Source organism: Sphingobacterium micropteri (assembly GCF_014692515.1).
Classification (GTDB): Bacteria; Bacteroidota; Bacteroidia; order Sphingobacteriales; family Sphingobacteriaceae; genus Sphingobacterium; species Sphingobacterium micropteri.
In genome coordinates, this window is the sequence record NZ_JACOIK010000010.1 from 206,594 (window position 1) to 225,783 (window position 19,190).

General features: G+C 40.8%; 14 protein-coding genes and 1 tRNA gene. 11 read left to right on the top strand and 4 right to left on the bottom strand.

What is annotated here, in order from left to right; all coding sequences use genetic code 11:
* Positions 1-97 precede the first annotated feature (97 nt).
* The 9 genes from H8B06_RS15140 to rpoC all read left to right on the top strand — a co-directional run bounded on the left by H8B06_RS15140 (position 98) and on the right by rpoC (position 11,620).
* Positions 98-169 (top strand) — tRNA-Trp (locus tag H8B06_RS15140).
* A gap of 25 nt (positions 170-194) precedes the next feature.
* On the top strand, positions 195-389 hold the full coding sequence (gene secE, locus H8B06_RS15145; RefSeq protein ID WP_130143187.1) for a preprotein translocase subunit SecE: 195 nt from the start codon (positions 195-197) through the stop codon (positions 387-389).
* Positions 390-408: 19 nt separating this feature from the next.
* Positions 409-954: a transcription termination/antitermination protein NusG gene (gene nusG / locus H8B06_RS15150; protein WP_130143186.1), complete on the top strand. Its 546-nt coding sequence runs from the start codon at positions 409-411 to the stop codon at positions 952-954.
* A gap of 209 nt (positions 955-1,163) precedes the next feature.
* Positions 1,164-1,607, top strand: coding sequence for a 50S ribosomal protein L11 (gene rplK, locus H8B06_RS15155; protein ID WP_130143185.1), 444 nt, complete (start codon positions 1,164-1,166; stop codon positions 1,605-1,607).
* A gap of 22 nt (positions 1,608-1,629) precedes the next feature.
* Entirely contained in the window at positions 1,630-2,328 is a 699-nt protein-coding gene (gene rplA, locus H8B06_RS15160) for a 50S ribosomal protein L1 (RefSeq protein WP_165295477.1), read from the top strand.
* Positions 2,329-2,330: 2 nt separating this feature from the next.
* Positions 2,331-2,849, top strand: coding sequence for a 50S ribosomal protein L10 (rplJ, locus tag H8B06_RS15165; RefSeq protein ID WP_190995082.1), 519 nt, complete (start codon positions 2,331-2,333; stop codon positions 2,847-2,849).
* A 76-nt stretch (positions 2,850-2,925) separates the two neighbouring features.
* Entirely contained in the window at positions 2,926-3,303 is a 378-nt protein-coding gene (rplL, locus tag H8B06_RS15170; protein ID WP_172389184.1) for a 50S ribosomal protein L7/L12, read from the top strand.
* Between the two features lie 163 nt (positions 3,304-3,466).
* Positions 3,467-7,276 (top strand): DNA-directed RNA polymerase subunit beta, encoded by a 3,810-nt coding sequence (gene rpoB / locus H8B06_RS15175; protein ID WP_190995083.1) that lies wholly within the window; start codon positions 3,467-3,469, stop codon positions 7,274-7,276.
* Between the two features lie 66 nt (positions 7,277-7,342).
* Entirely contained in the window at positions 7,343-11,620 is a 4,278-nt protein-coding gene (gene rpoC, locus H8B06_RS15180) for a DNA-directed RNA polymerase subunit beta' (RefSeq protein WP_190995084.1), read from the top strand.
* A 68-nt stretch (positions 11,621-11,688) separates the two neighbouring features.
* On the opposite strand, the gene H8B06_RS15185 is transcribed toward rpoC, so the two are convergent.
* On the bottom strand, positions 11,689-12,681 hold the full coding sequence (locus H8B06_RS15185; protein ID WP_190995085.1) for a sugar kinase: 993 nt from the start codon (positions 12,679-12,681) through the stop codon (positions 11,689-11,691).
* Between the two features lie 202 nt (positions 12,682-12,883).
* Here H8B06_RS15185 and H8B06_RS15190 point away from each other — a divergent pair, with 202 nt between their 5' ends.
* Complete coding sequence (locus H8B06_RS15190; RefSeq protein ID WP_190995086.1) at positions 12,884-13,705, top strand: SDR family oxidoreductase; 822 nt, start codon at positions 12,884-12,886, stop codon at positions 13,703-13,705.
* 12 nt (positions 13,706-13,717) lie between these two features.
* Positions 13,718-14,884 (top strand): mannonate dehydratase, encoded by a 1,167-nt coding sequence (gene uxuA, locus H8B06_RS15195; RefSeq protein ID WP_190995087.1) that lies wholly within the window; start codon positions 13,718-13,720, stop codon positions 14,882-14,884.
* A 13-nt stretch (positions 14,885-14,897) separates the two neighbouring features.
* On the opposite strand, the gene H8B06_RS15200 is transcribed toward uxuA, so the two are convergent.
* From H8B06_RS15200 to H8B06_RS15210, 3 genes are read right to left on the bottom strand one after another with little or no spacing between them, the layout of a single operon-like run.
* Positions 14,898-15,923, bottom strand: a complete 1,026-nt coding sequence (locus tag H8B06_RS15200) for a LacI family DNA-binding transcriptional regulator (protein ID WP_190995088.1) — start codon at positions 15,921-15,923, stop codon at positions 14,898-14,900.
* A 7-nt stretch (positions 15,924-15,930) separates the two neighbouring features.
* A complete protein-coding gene (locus H8B06_RS15205) occupies positions 15,931-16,575 on the bottom strand; it encodes a LolA family protein (RefSeq protein ID WP_190995089.1) in 645 nt (214 codons plus the stop codon).
* 1 nt (position 16,576) lies between these two features.
* Entirely contained in the window at positions 16,577-19,159 is a 2,583-nt protein-coding gene (locus H8B06_RS15210; RefSeq protein ID WP_190995090.1) for an FtsK/SpoIIIE family DNA translocase, read from the bottom strand.
* Positions 19,160-19,190: the final 31 nt, after the last annotated feature.

Consider the following 19,190-nt stretch of genomic DNA (forward strand, 5'->3'; position numbering starts at 1 on the left):
TTCTACGTATACATAATGGTAATAAAGTAGAAAAAAAGGTAAATAATATTTGCGCTAATAGTGTTGAAACGCTATATTTGCGTCATCAAAAAAACCAAGGGGTATAGTATAATGGTTAGTATAGCGGTCTCCAAAACCGTTGGTCTGGGTTCGAATCCTGGTACCCCTGCTAAAATAATTTAGGTAAACTAAAAATGGCTAAAGTACTTGATTTTTTTAAAAGCTCCTATGTCGAGGTTACAGAGAAGGTAACTTGGCCTACTTGGGCGCAATTGCAAAACTCGGCTGTAGTGGTACTTGTAGCGTCTGTCATTATTGCGTTGTTGATATTTGTGATGGATAAAGCTTCAAGTAATCTATTGGAGTTATTGTACGGAATTACTTCCTAAATTTATCATTAAAAATTTTATGGCAGATCAATCGTTAAAATGGTATGTAGTTCGTGCCGTTAGTGGAAAAGAGAAGAAGGTAAAGCAGTACGTGGAGGCTGAGGTAAACCGCTTAGGTATTCAACACTTAGTGCCTCAGGTATTGATTCCAATGGAAAAATATTACCAAATGCGCGATGGGAAGAAAGTTGCAAAAGAACGTAACTATTACCCGGGATATGTTTTGATCGAAGCTGCATTGGACGGAGAGATTGAACATGCGATCAAGAACTTGAATAGCGTCATTGGGTTTTTGGGCGATAAAGCAGGGAATGCTATCCCTTTACGCCCAGCCGAAGTGAACCGAATCTTAGGTAAGGTAGACGAGATGGCGGAACAAGGTGAAAGTATGAACGTTCCGTATTATGTAGGGGAAACCGTGAAAGTAAACGATGGGCCATTTAATGGCTTTACCGGAGAAATCGAAGAGGTTCATGAAGATAAAAAGAAACTTACGGTTATGGTTAAAGTATTCGGGCGGAAAACACCACTGGAGCTTAACTATATGCAGGTAGAAAAAGAGTAATTGAAAAAATAATAACAGAACGGTAACCCAACAAGGTTACCTTTTTTTATTATATATATTTGATTTTTGGTTTTTTTATTCCAAAACTTCTTATTATCTTTGCACCTCGTTTGGTTATATAGTTTATATGTAACTATCGAAAACATAAATGTTACGTTATAATGCTTCCACCTTACTAACAAACATTTAACAATTAAATTCAAAACAAAATGGCAAAAGAAGTCAGTGCGTTAGTAAAATTACAAGTAAAGGGCGGTGCTGCGAATCCATCTCCTCCGGTAGGACCTGCATTGGGTGCTAAAGGAGTAAACATTATGGACTTCTGTAAGCAATTTAACGCTCGTACGCAAGACAAACCAGGTCAAGTATTACCTGTTGTCATTACAGTTTACAGCGACAAATCATTTGATTTTATCATCAAGACTCCTCCAGTAGCTGTTCAGTTAAAAGATGCAGCGAAACTGAAAAGTGGGTCGGGTGAGCCTAACCGTAAAAAAGTAGCTTCTATTACATGGGAGCAGGTTGAGGCGATCGCCAAAGATAAAATGCCTGATTTGAATGCATTTACTGTAGAGTCTGCTATGAAAATGGTGGCAGGGACAGCACGTAGTATGGGCATTACCGTTTCTGGTAGCGCTCCTTGGAACAATTAATTAACGAAATCAGTTTAAGAAAGTGGCTAGATTAACAAAAAATCAAAAAGCGGCACTATCCAAAATTGAAGCTGGTAAAGCGTATTCTTTAAAAGAAGCAGCAGCTTTGGTTAAAGAGATTACTGCGACGAAATTTGATGCTTCTGTGGATATCGACGTTCGTTTAGGCGTGGATCCCCGTAAAGCAAACCAAATGGTTCGTGGTATCGCTACATTACCTCACGGGACTGGTAAAACCGTGCGTGTTTTAGTATTGTGTACTCCTGATAAGGAAGAAGAAGCTAAGGCAGCAGGTGCGGATTACGTAGGTCTTGATGACTACATCAGCAAAATCGAAGGTGGTTGGACTGACGTTGATATCATTATTACTATGCCTAGCGTTATGGCGAAAGTGGGTAAATTAGGGCGTATTTTAGGTCCTAGAAACTTGATGCCTAACCCTAAAACTGGAACAGTGACTACGGAAGTAGGTAAAGCTGTAACGGAAGTTAAAGGTGGTAAAATTGATTTCAAAGTCGACAAGACAGGTATCATCCATACTTCAGTGGGTAAAGCGTCGTTCGAGGCAGACAAGATTTATGACAACGCATTAGAAGTATTACAAACTATTGCGCGTCTTAAACCTTCGGCTGCTAAGGGAACATACTTTAGAAGTATTCACATCTCTTCAACCATGAGCCCTAGTATTCATGTGGAGACTAAATCAGTAGCAGGAATTTAATCATGAGAAAAGAAGAAAAACAAGCAATTGTTCAAGCTTTGGCCGAACAGATTAAATCTTACGGTAATTTCTATATTACTGACACTGCTGATTTAACTGTTGAAAAAGTAAATAACATCCGCCGTAAGGGGTTTGAGCAGGGCATTACGATTCAAGTGGTGAAAAACTCCTTGATCGAGAAAGCTTTAATCGAAGCGGGCATCGATTCAGAAGAATTACGTAGTGTGCTTAAAGGCGCTTCTACAATGATGTTTTCTGAAACAGGTAATGGCCCAGCTAAATTGATCAAACAATTACGTAAGGACGGTGATAAGCCTGTTTTAAAAGCAGCTTATATCGAGGAAACTGCGTTCGTAGGGGATAACCAACTAGAAGCTCTAGTTAACCTTAAATCTAAAAACGAACTTATTGCAGACGTTATTGCTTTGCTTCAATCTCCTGCGAAGAATGTTATTTCCGCACTTCAATCAGGTGGAAATACAATTTCAGGTTTGGTAAAAGCTTTAGAAGAAAGAGGCTAACGAACGCCTCCTACAGAACGTTCGTGTATTTTTAATTAACAATTTTTATTAAGTACATTCAAAAATTCAAAATAAAATGGCAGATTTAAAACAACTTGCTGAACAGTTGGTTAACTTAACAGTAAAAGAAGTTAAAGAATTAGCTGATATCCTAAAAGATGAGTATGGTATCGAGCCTGCTGCTGCAGCTGTTGCAGTTGCTGGTCCTGCTGCTGGTGGCGAAACTGCTGCTGCTGAAGAGAAAACTTCATTTGACGTTATCTTGAAAGAAGCTGGTGGTCAAAAATTAGCAGTCGTTAAATTGGTAAAAGACTTAGCTGGTTTAGGCTTGAAAGAAGCTAAAGATTTAGTTGACGGTGCTCCTAAGGAATTGAAAACTGGTGTTTCAAAAGACGAAGCTGAAGCGTTGAAAAAACAATTAGAAGAAGCTGGAGCTGTTGTTGAGATCAAGTAATCTCACCATAAAAAAGCACCTTAAAGGTTTAGACTCTGCCAATATATTGGCAGAGTCTATTCCTATTTATATTATTACATGCATCAGATGGATGCTGACATCTGATAAATACATGATTACAGCATAATTGGCTCAGTTTTTTTAAACTAAAATACTTATTCCCTTGGCAAACAATAATATTCAAAACGAAAGAGTAAATTTTGCTACAAGTAAGAAGGTTATCGATTACCCGGATTTCTTGGATGTGCAATTGCAATCTTTCAAGGAGTTTTTTCAATTAGAAACTACTTCTGACAACCGCCATCAGGAAGGGCTGTTCAAGGTTTTCTCGGAAAACTTCCCTATTTCTGATTCAAGAAACATCTTTGTACTAGAGTTTTTAGATTATTTCATCGATCCTCCTCGTTACGATATACAAGAGTGTATTGAGCGTGGATTGACGTATAGTGTTCCACTCAAAGCAAAGTTGAAGTTATCTTGTAATGATGAAGAACACGAGGATTTCGAAACCATTGTACAGGATGTATATTTGGGAACGATTCCTTATATGACGCCTAAAGGTACCTTTGTTATCAATGGTGCTGAGCGTGTCATCGTGTCCCAATTGCACCGTTCTCCCGGCGTGTTCTTTGGTCAGAGTAGACACACAAATGGTACGAAACTTTATTCTGCAAGGGTAATTCCTTTTAAAGGATCTTGGATCGAATTTGCGACGGACGTAAACAACGTGATGTATGCTTATATCGATCGTAAAAAGAAATTCCCAGTTACTACTTTGTTACGCGCGATCGGCTATGATTCCGATAAGGATATCTTGGAGCTATTTGATCTTGCAGACGAAGTAAAAGTAAGTAAATCTGGTCTTAAGAAATATGTTGGCCGTCGCTTAGCGGCTAGGGTATTGAAAAAATGGATCGAGGATTTTGTGGACGAGGATACAGGTGAGGTGGTGTCTATCGATCGGAATGAAATTATCTTAGAACGTGAAACTGTTTTAGAGGAGGATCACATTGAAATGATCATCGATGCAGGGGTAAAATCTATTATTCTTGCCAAAGAAGATGGTGCTAACAATGCGGACTACTCGATTATATATAATACTTTACAGAAAGATACCTCAAACTCTGAAAAAGAGGCTGTAGAACACATCTATCGTCAGCTGCGTAACGCAGAACCACCAGATGAGGAAACAGCACGTGGTATTATTGATCGTTTGTTCTTTTCGGATAAACGTTATGATTTGGGCGATGTGGGACGTTACCGCATTAACCGTAAATTGGGATTAGATACAGCGGATGATACAAAAGTATTGACACGACAGGACATCATTGCCATCGTGAAGTATCTGATCAATTTAATTAACTCCAAAGCAGAAGTGGATGATATTGACCACTTGTCCAATCGTCGCGTTCGTACGGTAGGTGAGCAGTTATATGCACAATTTGGCGTTGGCCTTTCCCGTATGGCGCGTACCATCCGCGAGCGGATGAATATTCGTGACAATGAGGTGTTTACACCAACAGACTTGATTAATGCACGTACATTGTCGTCTGTTATCAACTCGTTCTTCGGAACGAACCAGTTGTCGCAATTTATGGATCAAACCAACCCATTGGCGGAGATTACGCATAAGCGTCGTTTGTCAGCTTTAGGTCCAGGTGGTCTATCGCGTGAACGTGCAGGTTTCGAAGTACGTGACGTTCACTATACACACTATGGTCGTTTGTGTACGATTGAAACCCCAGAAGGTCCGAACATTGGTTTGATTTCTTCTTTAGCTGTACATGCGAAAATCAACAACTTAGGTTTTATCGAAACCCCTTACCGTCAGGTAAGAGATGGTAAAGTCGTGGTTGATGAACCCGTAGTATACTTGTCTGCAGAAGATGAAGATGATAAAACGATTGCGCAGGCAAATGCACAATATGATGATCAAGGTAACTTTGAAGATCCTAAAGTAAAAGCGAGATACGAAGGTGACTTCCCGATTATCGAGCCGGAGAAATTGGATTATATGGACGTTGCACCAAACCAGATTACGTCGATCGCCGCCTCATTGATTCCATTCTTGGAGCATGATGATGCAAACCGTGCGTTGATGGGATCGAACATGCAGCGTCAAGCTGTTCCATTATTGAAACCGCAGGCACCTATCGTAGGTACTGGTTTGGAAGCTCGTGTGGCGTCCGATTCCCGTACGTTGATCAATGCAGAAGGCAATGGTGTAGTGGAGTATGTGGACGCAAATGAGATTAAAATCCGTTACGAACGGACAGATAACGACCGTTTGGTATCGTTTGATAATGATGTAAAAACATATACCCTTACGAAGTTTAAGAAAACCAACCAGAATACCTGTATCAACTTGAAACCAATCGTTACGAAAGGGCAGAAAGTAACCAAAGGTCAGGTACTATGTGAAGGTTATGCAACAGAAAATGGGGAATTGGCACTTGGTCGTAACTTGAAAGTGGCTTTCATGCCTTGGCAGGGATATAACTTTGAGGATGCGATCGTAATCTCTGAACGCGTTGTATCGCAAGACTTATTCACTTCCTTACATATTGAGGAGTTTGAGTTGGAGGTTCGTGATACGAAACGTGGTGAAGAGGAATTGACATCCGATATCCCAAATGTTTCGGAAGAGGCAACAAAAGATTTGGATGAAAATGGTATTATCCGTGTTGGTGCTGAGGTTAATGGGGGTGATATCTTAATTGGTAAAATTACACCGAAAGGCGAATCTGATCCTTCTCCGGAAGAGAAGTTATTACGTGCTATCTTTGGTGACAAAGCCGGTGACGTAAAAGATGCTTCATTGAAGGCATCACCGTCGTTGAAAGGTGTGGTTATCGATACGAAGCTATTCTCCCGGGCGAAAAAAATGTCTAAAGAAGCGGAAAGAAAAGCATTAGACAAATTAGAAGTCGCACACGACAAAGCGGTTAAAGCGTTGAAAGATCGTTTGGTAGAGAAGTTATTCACTGTTGTGAATGGCAAAACCAGCCAAGGGGTATACAATGTGTATAAAGAGTTGTTGGTACCGAAAGGGGCTAAATTCACACAGAAAATCTTAATGGATTTGGATTATGCGCATATTAATCCAACGGGATGGACGACGGATGAAGATAAGAACGAGTTGATCAAGTTAGCGCTTCACTTTTATAACATCAAGATCAATGAAGAACTTGGTGCTTTCAAAAGAGAGAAGTTTGCGATTTCTGTCGGAGATGAATTACCATCCGGTATCGTTCAAATGGCGAAAGTTTACGTGGCTAAGAAACGTAAATTGAAAGTGGGAGATAAGATGGCAGGGCGCCACGGTAACAAAGGTATCGTTGCCCGTATCGTTCGTGATGAGGATATGCCATTCTTAGAAGACGGTACACCCGTAGATATCGTGTTGAACCCATTAGGGGTACCTTCGCGGATGAACTTGGGACAGATTTACGAAACTGTTCTGGGATGGGCCGGTCAAAAACTCGGAACCAAATTCGCAACGCCAATTTTTGACGGAGCGGAAATGGATGAAGTGGAAGAGTGGATCGCTAAAGCTAAATTACCAATGTCTGGTAGAACATACCTATACAACGGTTTAACAGGCGAGCGTTTTGACCAACCAACTACCGTTGGGGTTATCTACATGTTGAAATTAGGTCACATGGTAGATGATAAAATGCACGCACGTTCTATCGGACCGTACTCGTTGATTACGCAACAACCATTAGGCGGTAAAGCACAATTTGGTGGTCAGCGTTTTGGTGAGATGGAGGTATGGGCATTGGAAGCATTTGGTGCGTCAAATATCCTACAAGAGATCTTAACCGTGAAATCAGATGATGTGGTTGGCCGTGCGAAAACTTACGAGGCTATCGTGAAAGGTAACAACCTTCCAACACCATCCGTACCGGAATCGTTCAACGTATTGGTACATGAATTACGTGGTTTAGGATTAGATATCACATTGGATTAATAAAATTTAGACCTATCTGTTTTTTAATGCGATAGGTCTTACATACATCTTTAAGTTATACAACGTATGTCTTATAAAAAAGATAATAAAATTAAAAGTAACTTCACATCGATCACGATCAGCTTGGCTTCTCCAGAAACGATTTTGGAGCGTTCTAGCGGTGAGGTTACCAAGCCAGAAACAATCAACTATCGTACCTACAAACCTGAGCGTGATGGTTTATTCTGTGAGCGTATTTTTGGTCCGGTAAAGGACTACGAATGTCACTGTGGTAAATACAAACGTATTCGTTATAAAGGTATCGTGTGTGACCGTTGTGGTGTGGAGGTAACGGAGAAAAAAGTACGTCGTGAACGCATGGGGCATATCAATTTGGTTGTTCCAGTAGCACACATTTGGTATTTCCGTTCTCTTCCTAACAAAATCGGCTATTTATTGGGACTTCCGACAAAGAAATTGGATATGATCATCTACTACGAAAGATATGTGGTTATTCAACCGGGTATCAAAGAAGAAGATGGGATTTCCTATATGGATTTCTTGACGGAGGAAGAGTATCTGGATATTTTGGATACCTTACCAAAAGAGAACCAATATTTGGATGATACCGACCCGCAGAAATTCATCGCGAAGATGGGCGCTGAGGCGATGGAGGAACTTTTGAAACGTATCGATCTAGATCAATTATCGTACGATTTACGTCACCAAGCTGCTAATGAAACTTCGCAACAACGTAAAAATGAAGCGTTGAAACGTCTTCATGTCGTAGAAGCTTTCCGTGGCGCGAACACCCGAATTGAAAACCGTCCGGAGTGGATGATCGTAAAAATTGTTCCGATTATTCCACCGGAATTACGTCCATTGGTACCGTTGGATGGTGGACGCTTTGCGACGTCTGATTTGAACGACTTGTATCGTCGTGTGATCATCCGTAACAACCGTTTAAAACGTTTGATTGAAATCAAAGCGCCGGAAGTAATCTTACGTAATGAAAAACGTATGCTTCAGGAGGCAGTAGACTCTTTGTTCGATAACTCGCGTAAAGTGAATGCTGTGAAAACGGAAGGTAACCGTGCATTAAAATCGTTATCCGATATTTTGAAAGGTAAACAAGGACGTTTCCGTCAAAACTTATTGGGTAAACGTGTGGATTACTCGGCTCGTTCGGTAATTGTCGTTGGTCCGCACTTGAAATTACACGAGTGTGGTCTTCCTAAAGATATGGCTGCGGAACTTTACAAACCATTCATCATTCGCAAGATGATTGAAAGAGGTATTGTAAAGACGGTTAAATCGGCGAAAAAAATCGTGGACCGCAAGGATCCGGTCGTATGGGATATTCTGGAAAATGTATTGAAAGGACACCCTGTATTGCTTAACCGTGCTCCTACACTTCACCGTTTGGGTATCCAAGCTTTCCAACCTACGTTGGTAGAAGGTAAAGCGATCCAATTACACCCCTTAGTGTGTACGGCGTTCAACGCCGACTTTGACGGTGACCAGATGGCGGTTCACTTGCCTTTAGGTAATGCAGCAATTTTGGAAGCCCAAATATTAATGCTGGCTTCGCATAACATCCTTAACCCAGCAAATGGTTCTCCCGTAACGGTACCATCTCAAGATATGGTATTGGGTCTTTATTATATTACAAAAGGCCGTAAGTCGACAGAAGATCAAAAAGTAAGAGGCGAGGGCATGACATTTTATTCTCCGGAAGAGGTGATTATTGCCTTGAATGAGAATCAAATTGACCTGCACGCTTTCATTAAAGTAAAAACAAAAACAAGAAATAAAGACGGACAAATCGTTGATGGTCTCATCGAGACTACGGTTGGCCGGGTTATCTTTAATCAGATCGTACCTGACGAGATGGGTTATGTCAACGAACTGTTGACCAAGAAGTCATTGCGTAATATCATTGGGGATATTGTGAAGAGTACGGGTATGGCTCGTGCAGCACAGTTCTTGGATGATATGAAAGAGTTAGGATTCCAAACGGCCTTCAAAGGTGGTTTGTCATTCAACTTGCAAGATTTGAATATCCCAGCTGCTAAAGCGGATTTGATTGGACAAGCGACCAATGAAGTTGAAGAGGTAATGAACAATTATAACATGGGTTTCATTACCAACAACGAACGCTACAATCAAATTATCGATATCTGGACACGTATCAACAATAGATTGACGGCATACGTAATGGATATTCTTTCTAACGATAACCAAGGATTTAACTCTGTTTATATGATGTTGGATTCAGGTGCCCGTGGTTCGAAAGAACAGATTCGTCAGTTGTGTGGTATGCGTGGTCTGATGGCAAAACCGCAGAAGTCTGGTACCTCGGGTGGGGAGATTATCGAAAACCCGATTTTATCGAACTTCAAAGAAGGTCTATCGGTATTGGAGTACTTTATTTCTACCCACGGTGCGCGTAAAGGTCTTGCCGATACGGCATTGAAAACAGCCGATGCGGGTTACTTGACTCGTCGTCTGCACGACGTTGCGCAAGATATGATCGTGGTGGAAGAAGATTGTAATACATTACGTGGTCTATACAAAACAGCACTTAAAGAAAATGATGATATTGTAGAGCCATTATACGATCGTATTCTTGGACGTACACCGTTAAATGACGTATATCATCCGGAAACGGGAGCATTGATTGTTGCGGCAAATGAAGATATTACCGAAGATATAGCTACAACAATTGAAGAGGCCGGTATCGAAGGTGTCGAGATTCGCTCCGTATTGACTTGTGAGGCTAAACGTGGCGTTTGTGCTGCTTGTTATGGACGGAACCTTGCTTCTGGCAAGCGTGTTCAAATGGGTGAGGCTGTAGGGGTTATCGCAGCACAGTCTGTAGGTGAGCCTGGTACACAGCTGACACTTCGTACATTCCACGTGGGTGGTACGGCGTCGAATATCGCGGCAGAATCTAGTATCGTTGCAAAATACGATGGTAAAATAGAGTTTGAAAATGTTCGCTCCGTAGCTAAAGAAGGTGAGGAAGGACCTTATCAAATTGCTATCGGTCGTTCTGGAGAGCTTCGCATAGTAAGCGACGATAGAAAAGTATTATACACCCAGATTATTCCTTACGGTGCTAATGTATATGTGAACGAAGGTGATAAGGTAGAAAAAGGTAAAGTATTGGCTGACTGGGATCCATATAACGCGGTAATTATCTCTGAATTCCCAGGTAAAATCGAGTTCGAAGCTATTATTGAAGGAGTTACATTCCGTGATGAATCGGATGAACAAACCGGACATAAGGAGAAGGTTATCATCGAGACACGTGATAAAACGAAAAACCCGACGATTAAGATTGCAGACTTGGCGGGTGACACCTTGCGCTCATACAATATTCCGGTAGGAGCGCACGTCTCTGTTCAAAATGGACAAAAAATCAAAGAAGGTACTATCTTAGCGAAGATTCCTCGTGCTACAGGTAAAACACGCGATATTACGGGAGGTCTTCCTCGTGTAACCGAATTGTTCGAAGCACGTAATCCTTCTAACCCAGCCGTTGTTACCGAAATTGATGGTGTTGTTACGCTAGGTGGTGTGAAACGTGGTAATCGTGAGATTTCGATTGAATCCAGAGATGGACAGATCAAGAAATACTTAGTGCCACTTTCTAAGCACATCTTGGTACAAGATAATGACTTTGTAAAAGCAGGTATGCCGTTGTCAGATGGTTCTATCTCCCCAGCGGATATTCTTTCCATCAAAGGTCCTGCAGCGGTTCAAGAATATATCGTAAACGGTATCCAAGAGGTTTACCGCCTGCAAGGGGTGAAAATCAACGATAAACACTTCGAAACCATCGTTCACCAGATGATGCAGAAAGTGAATATCGAGGATCCAGGCGATACACGCTTCTTGGAAAAAGAGGCTGCTAATAAATGGGATTTCATGGAAGAAAACGACTCGTTGTTTGATAAAAAAGTTGTCGTTGATGCGGGAGATTCGAAGGAGTTGAAAGCTGGTCAAATTGTAACCATGCGTAAACTTCGTGAGGAAAATTCAAGCTTACGTCGTCAAGATTTGAAAACAGTAGAAGTTCGTGATGCTATTTCGGCAACTTCAAGTCCATTATTGCAAGGTATTACCCGTGCTTCATTGGGAACGAAGTCATTCATTTCAGCTGCGTCGTTCCAGGAAACAACTAAAGTCTTGAACGAGGCTGCTATCGCCGGTAAACGTGATGACTTGTTAGGTTTGAAAGAAAACGTAATTGTAGGTCACTTGATTCCATCAGGAACTGGTTTACGCGAATATAGCAATATTATTGTTGGTTCACGTGAAGAATACGATCAGTTATTGGCCTCGAAAGAAGAGGACTAATCGTTCTGATATAAACAATAAAAAAAGGCAGCAAAAATTTTTGCTGCCTTTTTTTATTGTTTATCTTTTTACTTTATCTTTCCGTTACCAAAATCTCCTTTTACAAATAGCTTTTGAAAGCCTGCGCCCGTAGCTGTATCAATAACCTCTTGCGTTGTCATGTTGTTGACAAGGGCATGAATGTATCCACCCATAAATGCATCTCCACTACCAATGCGATCAATAACGTCAAAAGTTTCCATAACATTGGAGCTGACATCTTCCGTTGGCGTATGATACGTTCCGTAAAACAGGTTGTGATTCGGACTGTCCATAAAACGAAAGGTATAAGCGATGTGTTGACATTTAGGATATTTTTCAAAAATTTCCTTCGCAGATGCAGCAGCCGCCGCTAGATATGTTTCTCGTGATGTATTTCTATCAAAAGATTCGTCAACGGCTGTACCGAGCATCTTATTTGCCGCCCATATGTTACCCATAATCACATCACAGTACGCCACCAATTGCGGCATGATATCTATGGGTTCTTTCCCATATTGCCATAAACGATTTCTATAATTCAAGTCTACCGAGATAGTAATATTGCGGTTGGATGCTTCTTGAAGCAGACGAGCTATCAGATCCGCCATATTTTGGTTAAGGGCAGGGGTAAGTGCTGTCCAATGAAGCCAAGAAACGTTCTCAAACAACTTATCTATATCGACATCCTCTATAGTTAACTGGCTAAAACTGGAGTACTTTCGATCGTAGATAACCTCCCCCTTAGAAAGTCCATTTGCCGACATCAACATATAAGTACCTAATCGATCGCCTGTGCGAATGGCTTTCTCGGTATGCACGTCCAGATCCTTAAGAATTGCTAAAATTTCATCTGATAAAGCATTTTCTGGTAACGCACTGCAGTAAGCTACGTTATCGCCCATTTGTGCTAGTGAAGCGGCTACATTGGCTTCCGAGCCTCCTGGGAAAATTTCTAAACGATTGTTGTTTTTATCAAAAAATGTGTCGCCCAAACTTTGTTGCCGGATTAATATTTCGCCGAAGGATAATATAAGGTTCATGAATAATTTATTTTGGTCGTTAAATTAGGGTTATTTTTTTAAACTTTATAGTGTTGTTTGCGAAATCGTTGCCATTACATGGTCGTATTTATCTTTCAGAAGTACATACGAAATCGTTATCGTGAATAAACCTGCGGTAAATACTTGAGAATGACTAAAAAATAGCTATCATTGGATGTTATAAACTTAGGACTATAATAACATGAATATTTTAGAGAGATTCTCATTAAAAGGAAAAGTTATCGTGGTAACCGGCGGTACAGGTATTCTGGGAAAAGCGTTTGTCAAAGCTTTAGCAGAAGCAGGGGCTAAAGTCTGTATTATCGGAAGAAGCCAAGAGAAAGCAGACGAGCGGGTGAAAATGGTACAGACATTGGGTGCTGAAGCCTTAGCAGTGGTCGCAGATGTAATGGATGAAGATTCTGTCCGTAAAGCAAAAGAACAAATTTTGAACAAATGGGATACGATAGACGGGTTGGTAAATGCAGCGGGAGGAAATATTCCAGGTGCTACTATTGGGCCGAATGACAATCTGTTTGATAACAAAATAGCAGATACCATTAAGGCTATCGAATTGAATCTATATGGTACCATTATTCCAACACTTGTCTTTGGAGAGGTTATCGCAAAGCAGGGAAAAGGTTCCATTATTAATATATCGTCCTTAGCAGCGAGTTTACCTATTACACGTGTTTTAGGCTATACCGTGGCAAAGCATGGTGTAGATGGTTTTACCAAATGGATGGCCACAGAATTGGCGTTGCGATATGGAGATAAGGTACGTGTGAATGCTATAGCACCGGGTGTATTTCTTACCGAACAAAACCGTACATTGTTGACCAATCCTGATGGTAGTTATACAGAGCGAGCAGGTAGATTTGTACAAGGAACACCCTTCTCTCGGTTGGGAGATCCATCAGAATTGGAGGGTACGCTGGTGTATCTGTTAAGCGATGCTTCGGCCTTTGTTTCAGGCGAAACCATCTTTGTGGATGGAGGTTTTAATAGTTGGTGTGGAGTTTAGGTTTTTTATAATATGAATAAACGGTTTTTAGAACAGACGTGGCGTTGGTACGGACCCAATGACCCGGTATCTTTACAGGATGTAAAACAGGCAGGTGCAACAGGTATTGTGTCAGCATTGCACCATATTCCGCACGGTGATGTATGGCCTAAGGAGGATATTTTGGAGCGGAAGAGAATAATAGAGGAAGCAGGACTTGTGTGGTCGGTAGTGGAAAGTGTCACGGTGCACGAAGCCATAAAGACACGTTCGGAGCAAGTCGATTTTTATTTAGATAATTATCGTCAAACATTGACAAATTTAGCGGAATGTGGAATCAAAACGGTATGTTATAACTTTATGCCCGTATTGGATTGGACACGTACGCAATTAGATAAGGTAATGCATGATGGTTCTAAAGCGCTTTATTTTGATTGGATTGATTTAGCCATCTTTGATATTTTTATTTTGGAACGTCCTAATGCGAAGACGTCGTATTCTGCAGAAATTGTGGGGCAAGCGGAGAGCCGTTACGCTACTTTTGACGAAGAGGCAAAGAAATTCTTGCTTTCTAATGTATTAATGGGTATCCCGGGAGAGAAAGATCCATCACTCGAAGATTTACAACGCAGTATTGATATTTATGCAAAGATTGGCTTCGAAGGACTGCGGGAAAATTTAACTTATTTTCTTTCTTCTATTGCAGACGTTTGTGAGAAATATGGTATAAAAATGACCATTCATCCAGATGATCCCCCGTATCCTATTTTAGGACTCCCGAGAATTGCGGGAAATTTGGCGGATTTTGAATATATTATTAAAACGGTAGATAAACCGTTTAATGGTGTTTGTTTTTGTACGGGTTCATTAGGTGCAGGTCCTGATAACGATTTGGTACAAATATTTAAACAGGTACAGCATCGGGTGAATTTTGTACATTTACGTAATGTTAAGAAAGACGCCTTAGGAAGTTTTTATGAGGCGGATCATTTGGATGGCGATGTGGATATGTATGCCGTCATGAAGGAGTTGGTCGCCGAAAACCAGAAACGTGAAAAACCTATTCCGTTTAGACCAGACCACGGACATCAAATGTTAGATGATCTTAATAAAGTTACTAATCCGGGGTATTCTGCGATTGGTCGATTAAGAGGACTAGCAGAATTAAGAGGGCTAGAGTTAGGTATTATAGGTAGTTGATAGCTTGCCCTTGCTATCCTATTGTAGAGCGTCGAAGCTGAATGGAGGTGGGTAGTTTAATATCTTCCCACTCGATTTGGCTTCGATTCTTTTTTTGCATAATTTCGACTAATTTATTTACAGAAATCTCGCCTATTTCCGTCGTCGGTTGTCGAATGGTGCTTAAGGATGGGTTCAGCGAAAGAACCAAATCTGTGTTTGCAAAGCCGATGACTGCCAGAGTCTCCGGTACTTTTATTTCTAATTTAGCTAAAATACCCAATAAATGGGTTGTGATGGTGTCCGCAACACCGACAATAGCATTTGGAGGTTCGGGCAATTGCAATAAGCTTTTTACATGTTTTTCCATATCATCTTGTAAATCTGCTAGGCTTTTCACATTGCAATGTACGATATATTCTGGCGTTACGGGTATCTGGAAATCGTGATGAGCTTCCATGTATCCCGATAATCTTTTGGTCGTAATACCTTGACGTGCACCACAGAATATAGCGATCTTCCGTCGGCCTATATCCCAAAGGTGTTTGCATGCATTATACATCCCTTGTGTATTCAGCACACCGACTTTATGTGTTTCTATTGGATAGTGTGTTCGGTCAAAAATGACAATAGGTGTTGTTTTAAGGATTTGCTTAGCCAGATCGATATTCGATTCTTCATGAATGGGGCAGAAAAGAATCCCATCCACCGATTTGTCTAACATGGACTGAAGAGCTAACTTTTCCAGTTCTTCATTTTCCATGGTATTCATAATGATTGTTCTATAATGATGGGTAGTAGCCGCTTTTTGCATGCCTGCAATAATTTGTGCTTCGAAGGATCCGGTCATTTTCGGGAGAACAACACCAATCGTATTTGTTTTTCCTGTTTTAAGGAATTTAGCATGTACATTGGGTTGATAGTTGTGCTTTTTTGCAAACTCCTGTATCGTTCTTTTCGTTACCTCACTAATTTCGTAACTATCATTTAGCGCTTTTGATACCGTAGAAACAGACATATTTAATGCCTGGGCTAAACTTTTAAGTGTCGTCTTCGCCATTGTTATCTCATCTAAGGTCAACTATCTCATAATTGGGATAATCTGCGGTATGGAATGTAAACGTTGCTCTTGGAATTTGATGATTTACATATAGTGTGTTAATCGTATAGATGTATCGAGCTCCTGATTTATCGACTACTGCAACATCATGGATATGTTTGTTTTTATTTATCCGTAGGGTGATTTTAGCATAATTCGTTTTCGTGTCAGTAGGTGTTAATTCTATAACATTCAGCAGGTCCTTGCCTAGCACTTCGTCTTTTTTACTTTTATAAATAAATCCCTTTTTATAGAAGGTAAAAAGATTATTAGGGCCAATACTTTCTGTGTTATTGTCTGCGTCACTGACTTGTACCTCTTGATCTTCTTTCAGAATAGACCAAATACTTTTGCCGTCATTTATGATATCTTGCTCGCTTAACGCTATGCGGAACTGATTTTTTGGTTTGTTCAAGAACAGCGTGCCCTTATCCCCATGGTTTCCTCCTTGTGCTTGCTGTACGGAAAAACTAAAGTCCGACTGTATGGTCTGATACGCATCATATTTTGCAGATACTTCTTCCAATAACTTTTTTGCTTTGGTATCCGTTTGTGTGAATGCTATTAGTGATGTACAAATGAAAGCCATCAGAACTGTTATTTTCTTCTCCATCTTATTCGTTGTTTCTTAACGTTTCCAAATACTGTTCTAGCGAATATTCGTCGGGATAAAGTACTTCGCGTGCTTTACTTCCCTCAAAAGGGCCTACAATACCCGCAGCCTCCAATTGATCGATTATTCGTCCTGCTCTGTTGTAGCCTAGCTTTAATTTACGTTGAATCAATGACGTTGAACCTTGTTGATGCATGACAATCAGTCGTGCAGCCTCTTCGAAAAGTTGATCGCGATCGCTCGAATCAAATTCCATTCCGCCACTTCCTTCTCCATTTTCATCGACGTATTCGGGCAGCATAAAAGCAGATGGATAACCACGTTGACTTCCGATAAAATCCGATATTTGCTCTACTTCCGGTGTGTCCACAAAGGCACATTGGATACGTGTCAAATCACTTCCTGTCGCTAAAAGCATGTCCCCACGACCGATAAGCTGGTCGGCACCTCCAGCGTCTAGGATTGTACGGGAATCGACTTTAGACAAAACCCTAAATGCGAGACGTGCTGGGAAATTTGCTTTGATCGTACCGGTAATAATATTTACCGATGGTCGTTGCGTAGCAATAACTAAATGTATTCCTACAGCTCGTGCTAACTGAGCGAGACGTGCAATCGGCGTTTCCACTTCTTTACCTGCTGTCATCATCAAATCTGCAAACTCATCAACTACCAGAACGATATAAGGTAAGAATCGATGACCCTCTTCAGGGTTTAATCGACGGTTGACAAATTTTGCATTATATTCTTTTAAGTTACGTACTGCTGCATTCTTTAACAGATCGTAACGTTGGTCCATCTCGATACAAAGGGAATTCAGCGTGTTGATGACCTTTTTTGTGTCGGTAATGATCGCCTCATCTTCATTCGGTAGTTTTGCCAAGAAGTGACGCTCTATCGTTTTGAAAAGAGAAAGTTCTACCTTTTTAGGATCAACCATGACAAATTTCAGTTCGGCTGGGTGTTTCTTATATAGTAAAGAAGTTAGAATTGCGTTGATACCTACAGATTTACCTTGTCCTGTGGCACCGGCCACCAACAAGTGCGGCATTTTTGCCAAATCGGCTATATATACCTCATTTGATATCGTTTTACCAAGCGCAATAGGTAAATCCATATCCGTTTTTTGGAACTTCTCTGTTGCTAGAACAGAACGCATGGATACCATTTCTGGTGAACTGTTAGGTACCTCGATACCAATAGTTCCTTTGCCGGGCATGGGTGCGATGATGCGTATGCCTAGTGCTGCAAGGCTCAATGCAATGTCGTCTTCCAGATTTTTGATTTTGGAGATGCGTACACCTGGTTTGGGTATGATTTCATATAATGTTACCGTTGGGCCGATTGTGGCTTTAATGTGTTCAATCTCAATACTATAATTACGGAGCGTTTCGACAATACGGTTTTTATTGGCTTCCAACTCTTGTTGATTAATGGTGATTTTGCCGCTTCCATATTCTTTTAGCAAATCGAGCGTTGGATATTGATAGCCTGAAAGATCTAGTTTGGGATCATATTCGCCGAATTCGGCAACTAGATCATTTGCTGTAATAGCTTTTTCTTCCACCACTTTCTCTACACTGAGTGCAGGGCCTTCGGAAGAAGGCTCTCGTTCGTTATGTATGGGCTCATCTATAACCACTGGCGTATCTACGGTAAAAGTAATCTCCCCGTCATTATCCTTACGATTTTCTCCGGGTACGTTTAATGTTAAGGGAGTATGAGGAACAAATACCTCATCTAGCGGTTCTTCCTTTTCTTCAACCGCTAACGGGCGGGGAACGGTATTGCGAGAAACATTGGAAATAGGATCTGGTTTGTTTGCAAACGTATCAAAATTATCTTCCTCGTCTTCTTCTATATCTTCATCCGTCTTTTTGGGTGACCAGGTCCATTTCAAATCTAAATTGTAAATAAGAATGAGTATGGCTAAATAGGCAAAAGCCAAAAGGGCAGCGATCCCAGTACTACCTATCTGGATCTTTAACAGCTGGTTTGTCCAATAGCCGAACTTTCCTTCCAATATATGGGGGGAGTCCGTCAGAAAATCCTGTAAAAACCCGAGCGTTACGGATAGATAAATGATAGCCGTTGCTGAATAGATGATCGTTTTCCATACCGGTAAAAGGGATTTTCGATAGAGGAGTTTATACCCCACTACAAATAGAATAAATGCGAAAAGAAAAGAGGCAATTCCAAACCATTCATAAATAAATTGATTGGCGAGTAATGCCCCTAGTTTTCCCAGTTTATTTTCAACGACGGGAAGTTCTACAGCCTCATCTGCTATTTCATCGACACTCCTAAACAGCGTTGACCATCCGCCATTTGTTTCCGTTATATAACTTTGGTCTTGTTTCCATGTGAAAAGATAGGAAACAAACGAAACAGCCATGATGAAAGAAGCAAATAGTAAGAAGATGCCCAGTATTTTCAGTGCTTTGCGCTGTCCTTCTGAAAAATTGATATTCTCAAACGAGTTAAACCGTTTTTTCTTATTATATGAAACATTCCCTGTGGTACGCGGAGCACGTTTGTTGCTTGCATTGCCGGAATTTTTAAATGTATTTCCTTTGTTTGACATGAAAATCAGCTACCTTTCCTAGTTACAAACT

Coding starts and splice junctions, on each gene's coding strand:
- secE (WP_130143187.1), top strand. CDS start 195: ATGGCTAAAGTACTTGATTTTTTTAAAAGCTCCTATGTCGAGGTTACA.
- nusG (WP_130143186.1), top strand. CDS start 409: ATGGCAGATCAATCGTTAAAATGGTATGTAGTTCGTGCCGTTAGTGGA.
- rplK (WP_130143185.1), top strand. CDS start 1,164: ATGGCAAAAGAAGTCAGTGCGTTAGTAAAATTACAAGTAAAGGGCGGT.
- rplJ (WP_190995082.1), top strand. CDS start 2,331: ATGAGAAAAGAAGAAAAACAAGCAATTGTTCAAGCTTTGGCCGAACAG.
- rplL (WP_172389184.1), top strand. CDS start 2,926: ATGGCAGATTTAAAACAACTTGCTGAACAGTTGGTTAACTTAACAGTA.
- rpoC (WP_190995084.1), top strand. CDS start 7,343: ATGTCTTATAAAAAAGATAATAAAATTAAAAGTAACTTCACATCGATC.
- H8B06_RS15185 (WP_190995085.1), bottom strand. CDS start 12,681: ATGAACCTTATATTATCCTTCGGCGAAATATTAATCCGGCAACAAAGT.
- H8B06_RS15190 (WP_190995086.1), top strand. CDS start 12,884: ATGAATATTTTAGAGAGATTCTCATTAAAAGGAAAAGTTATCGTGGTA.
- uxuA (WP_190995087.1), top strand. CDS start 13,718: ATGAATAAACGGTTTTTAGAACAGACGTGGCGTTGGTACGGACCCAAT.
- H8B06_RS15200 (WP_190995088.1), bottom strand. CDS start 15,923: ATGGCGAAGACGACACTTAAAAGTTTAGCCCAGGCATTAAATATGTCT.
- H8B06_RS15205 (WP_190995089.1), bottom strand. CDS start 16,575: ATGGAGAAGAAAATAACAGTTCTGATGGCTTTCATTTGTACATCACTA.
- H8B06_RS15210 (WP_190995090.1), bottom strand. CDS start 19,159: ATGTCAAACAAAGGAAATACATTTAAAAATTCCGGCAATGCAAGCAAC.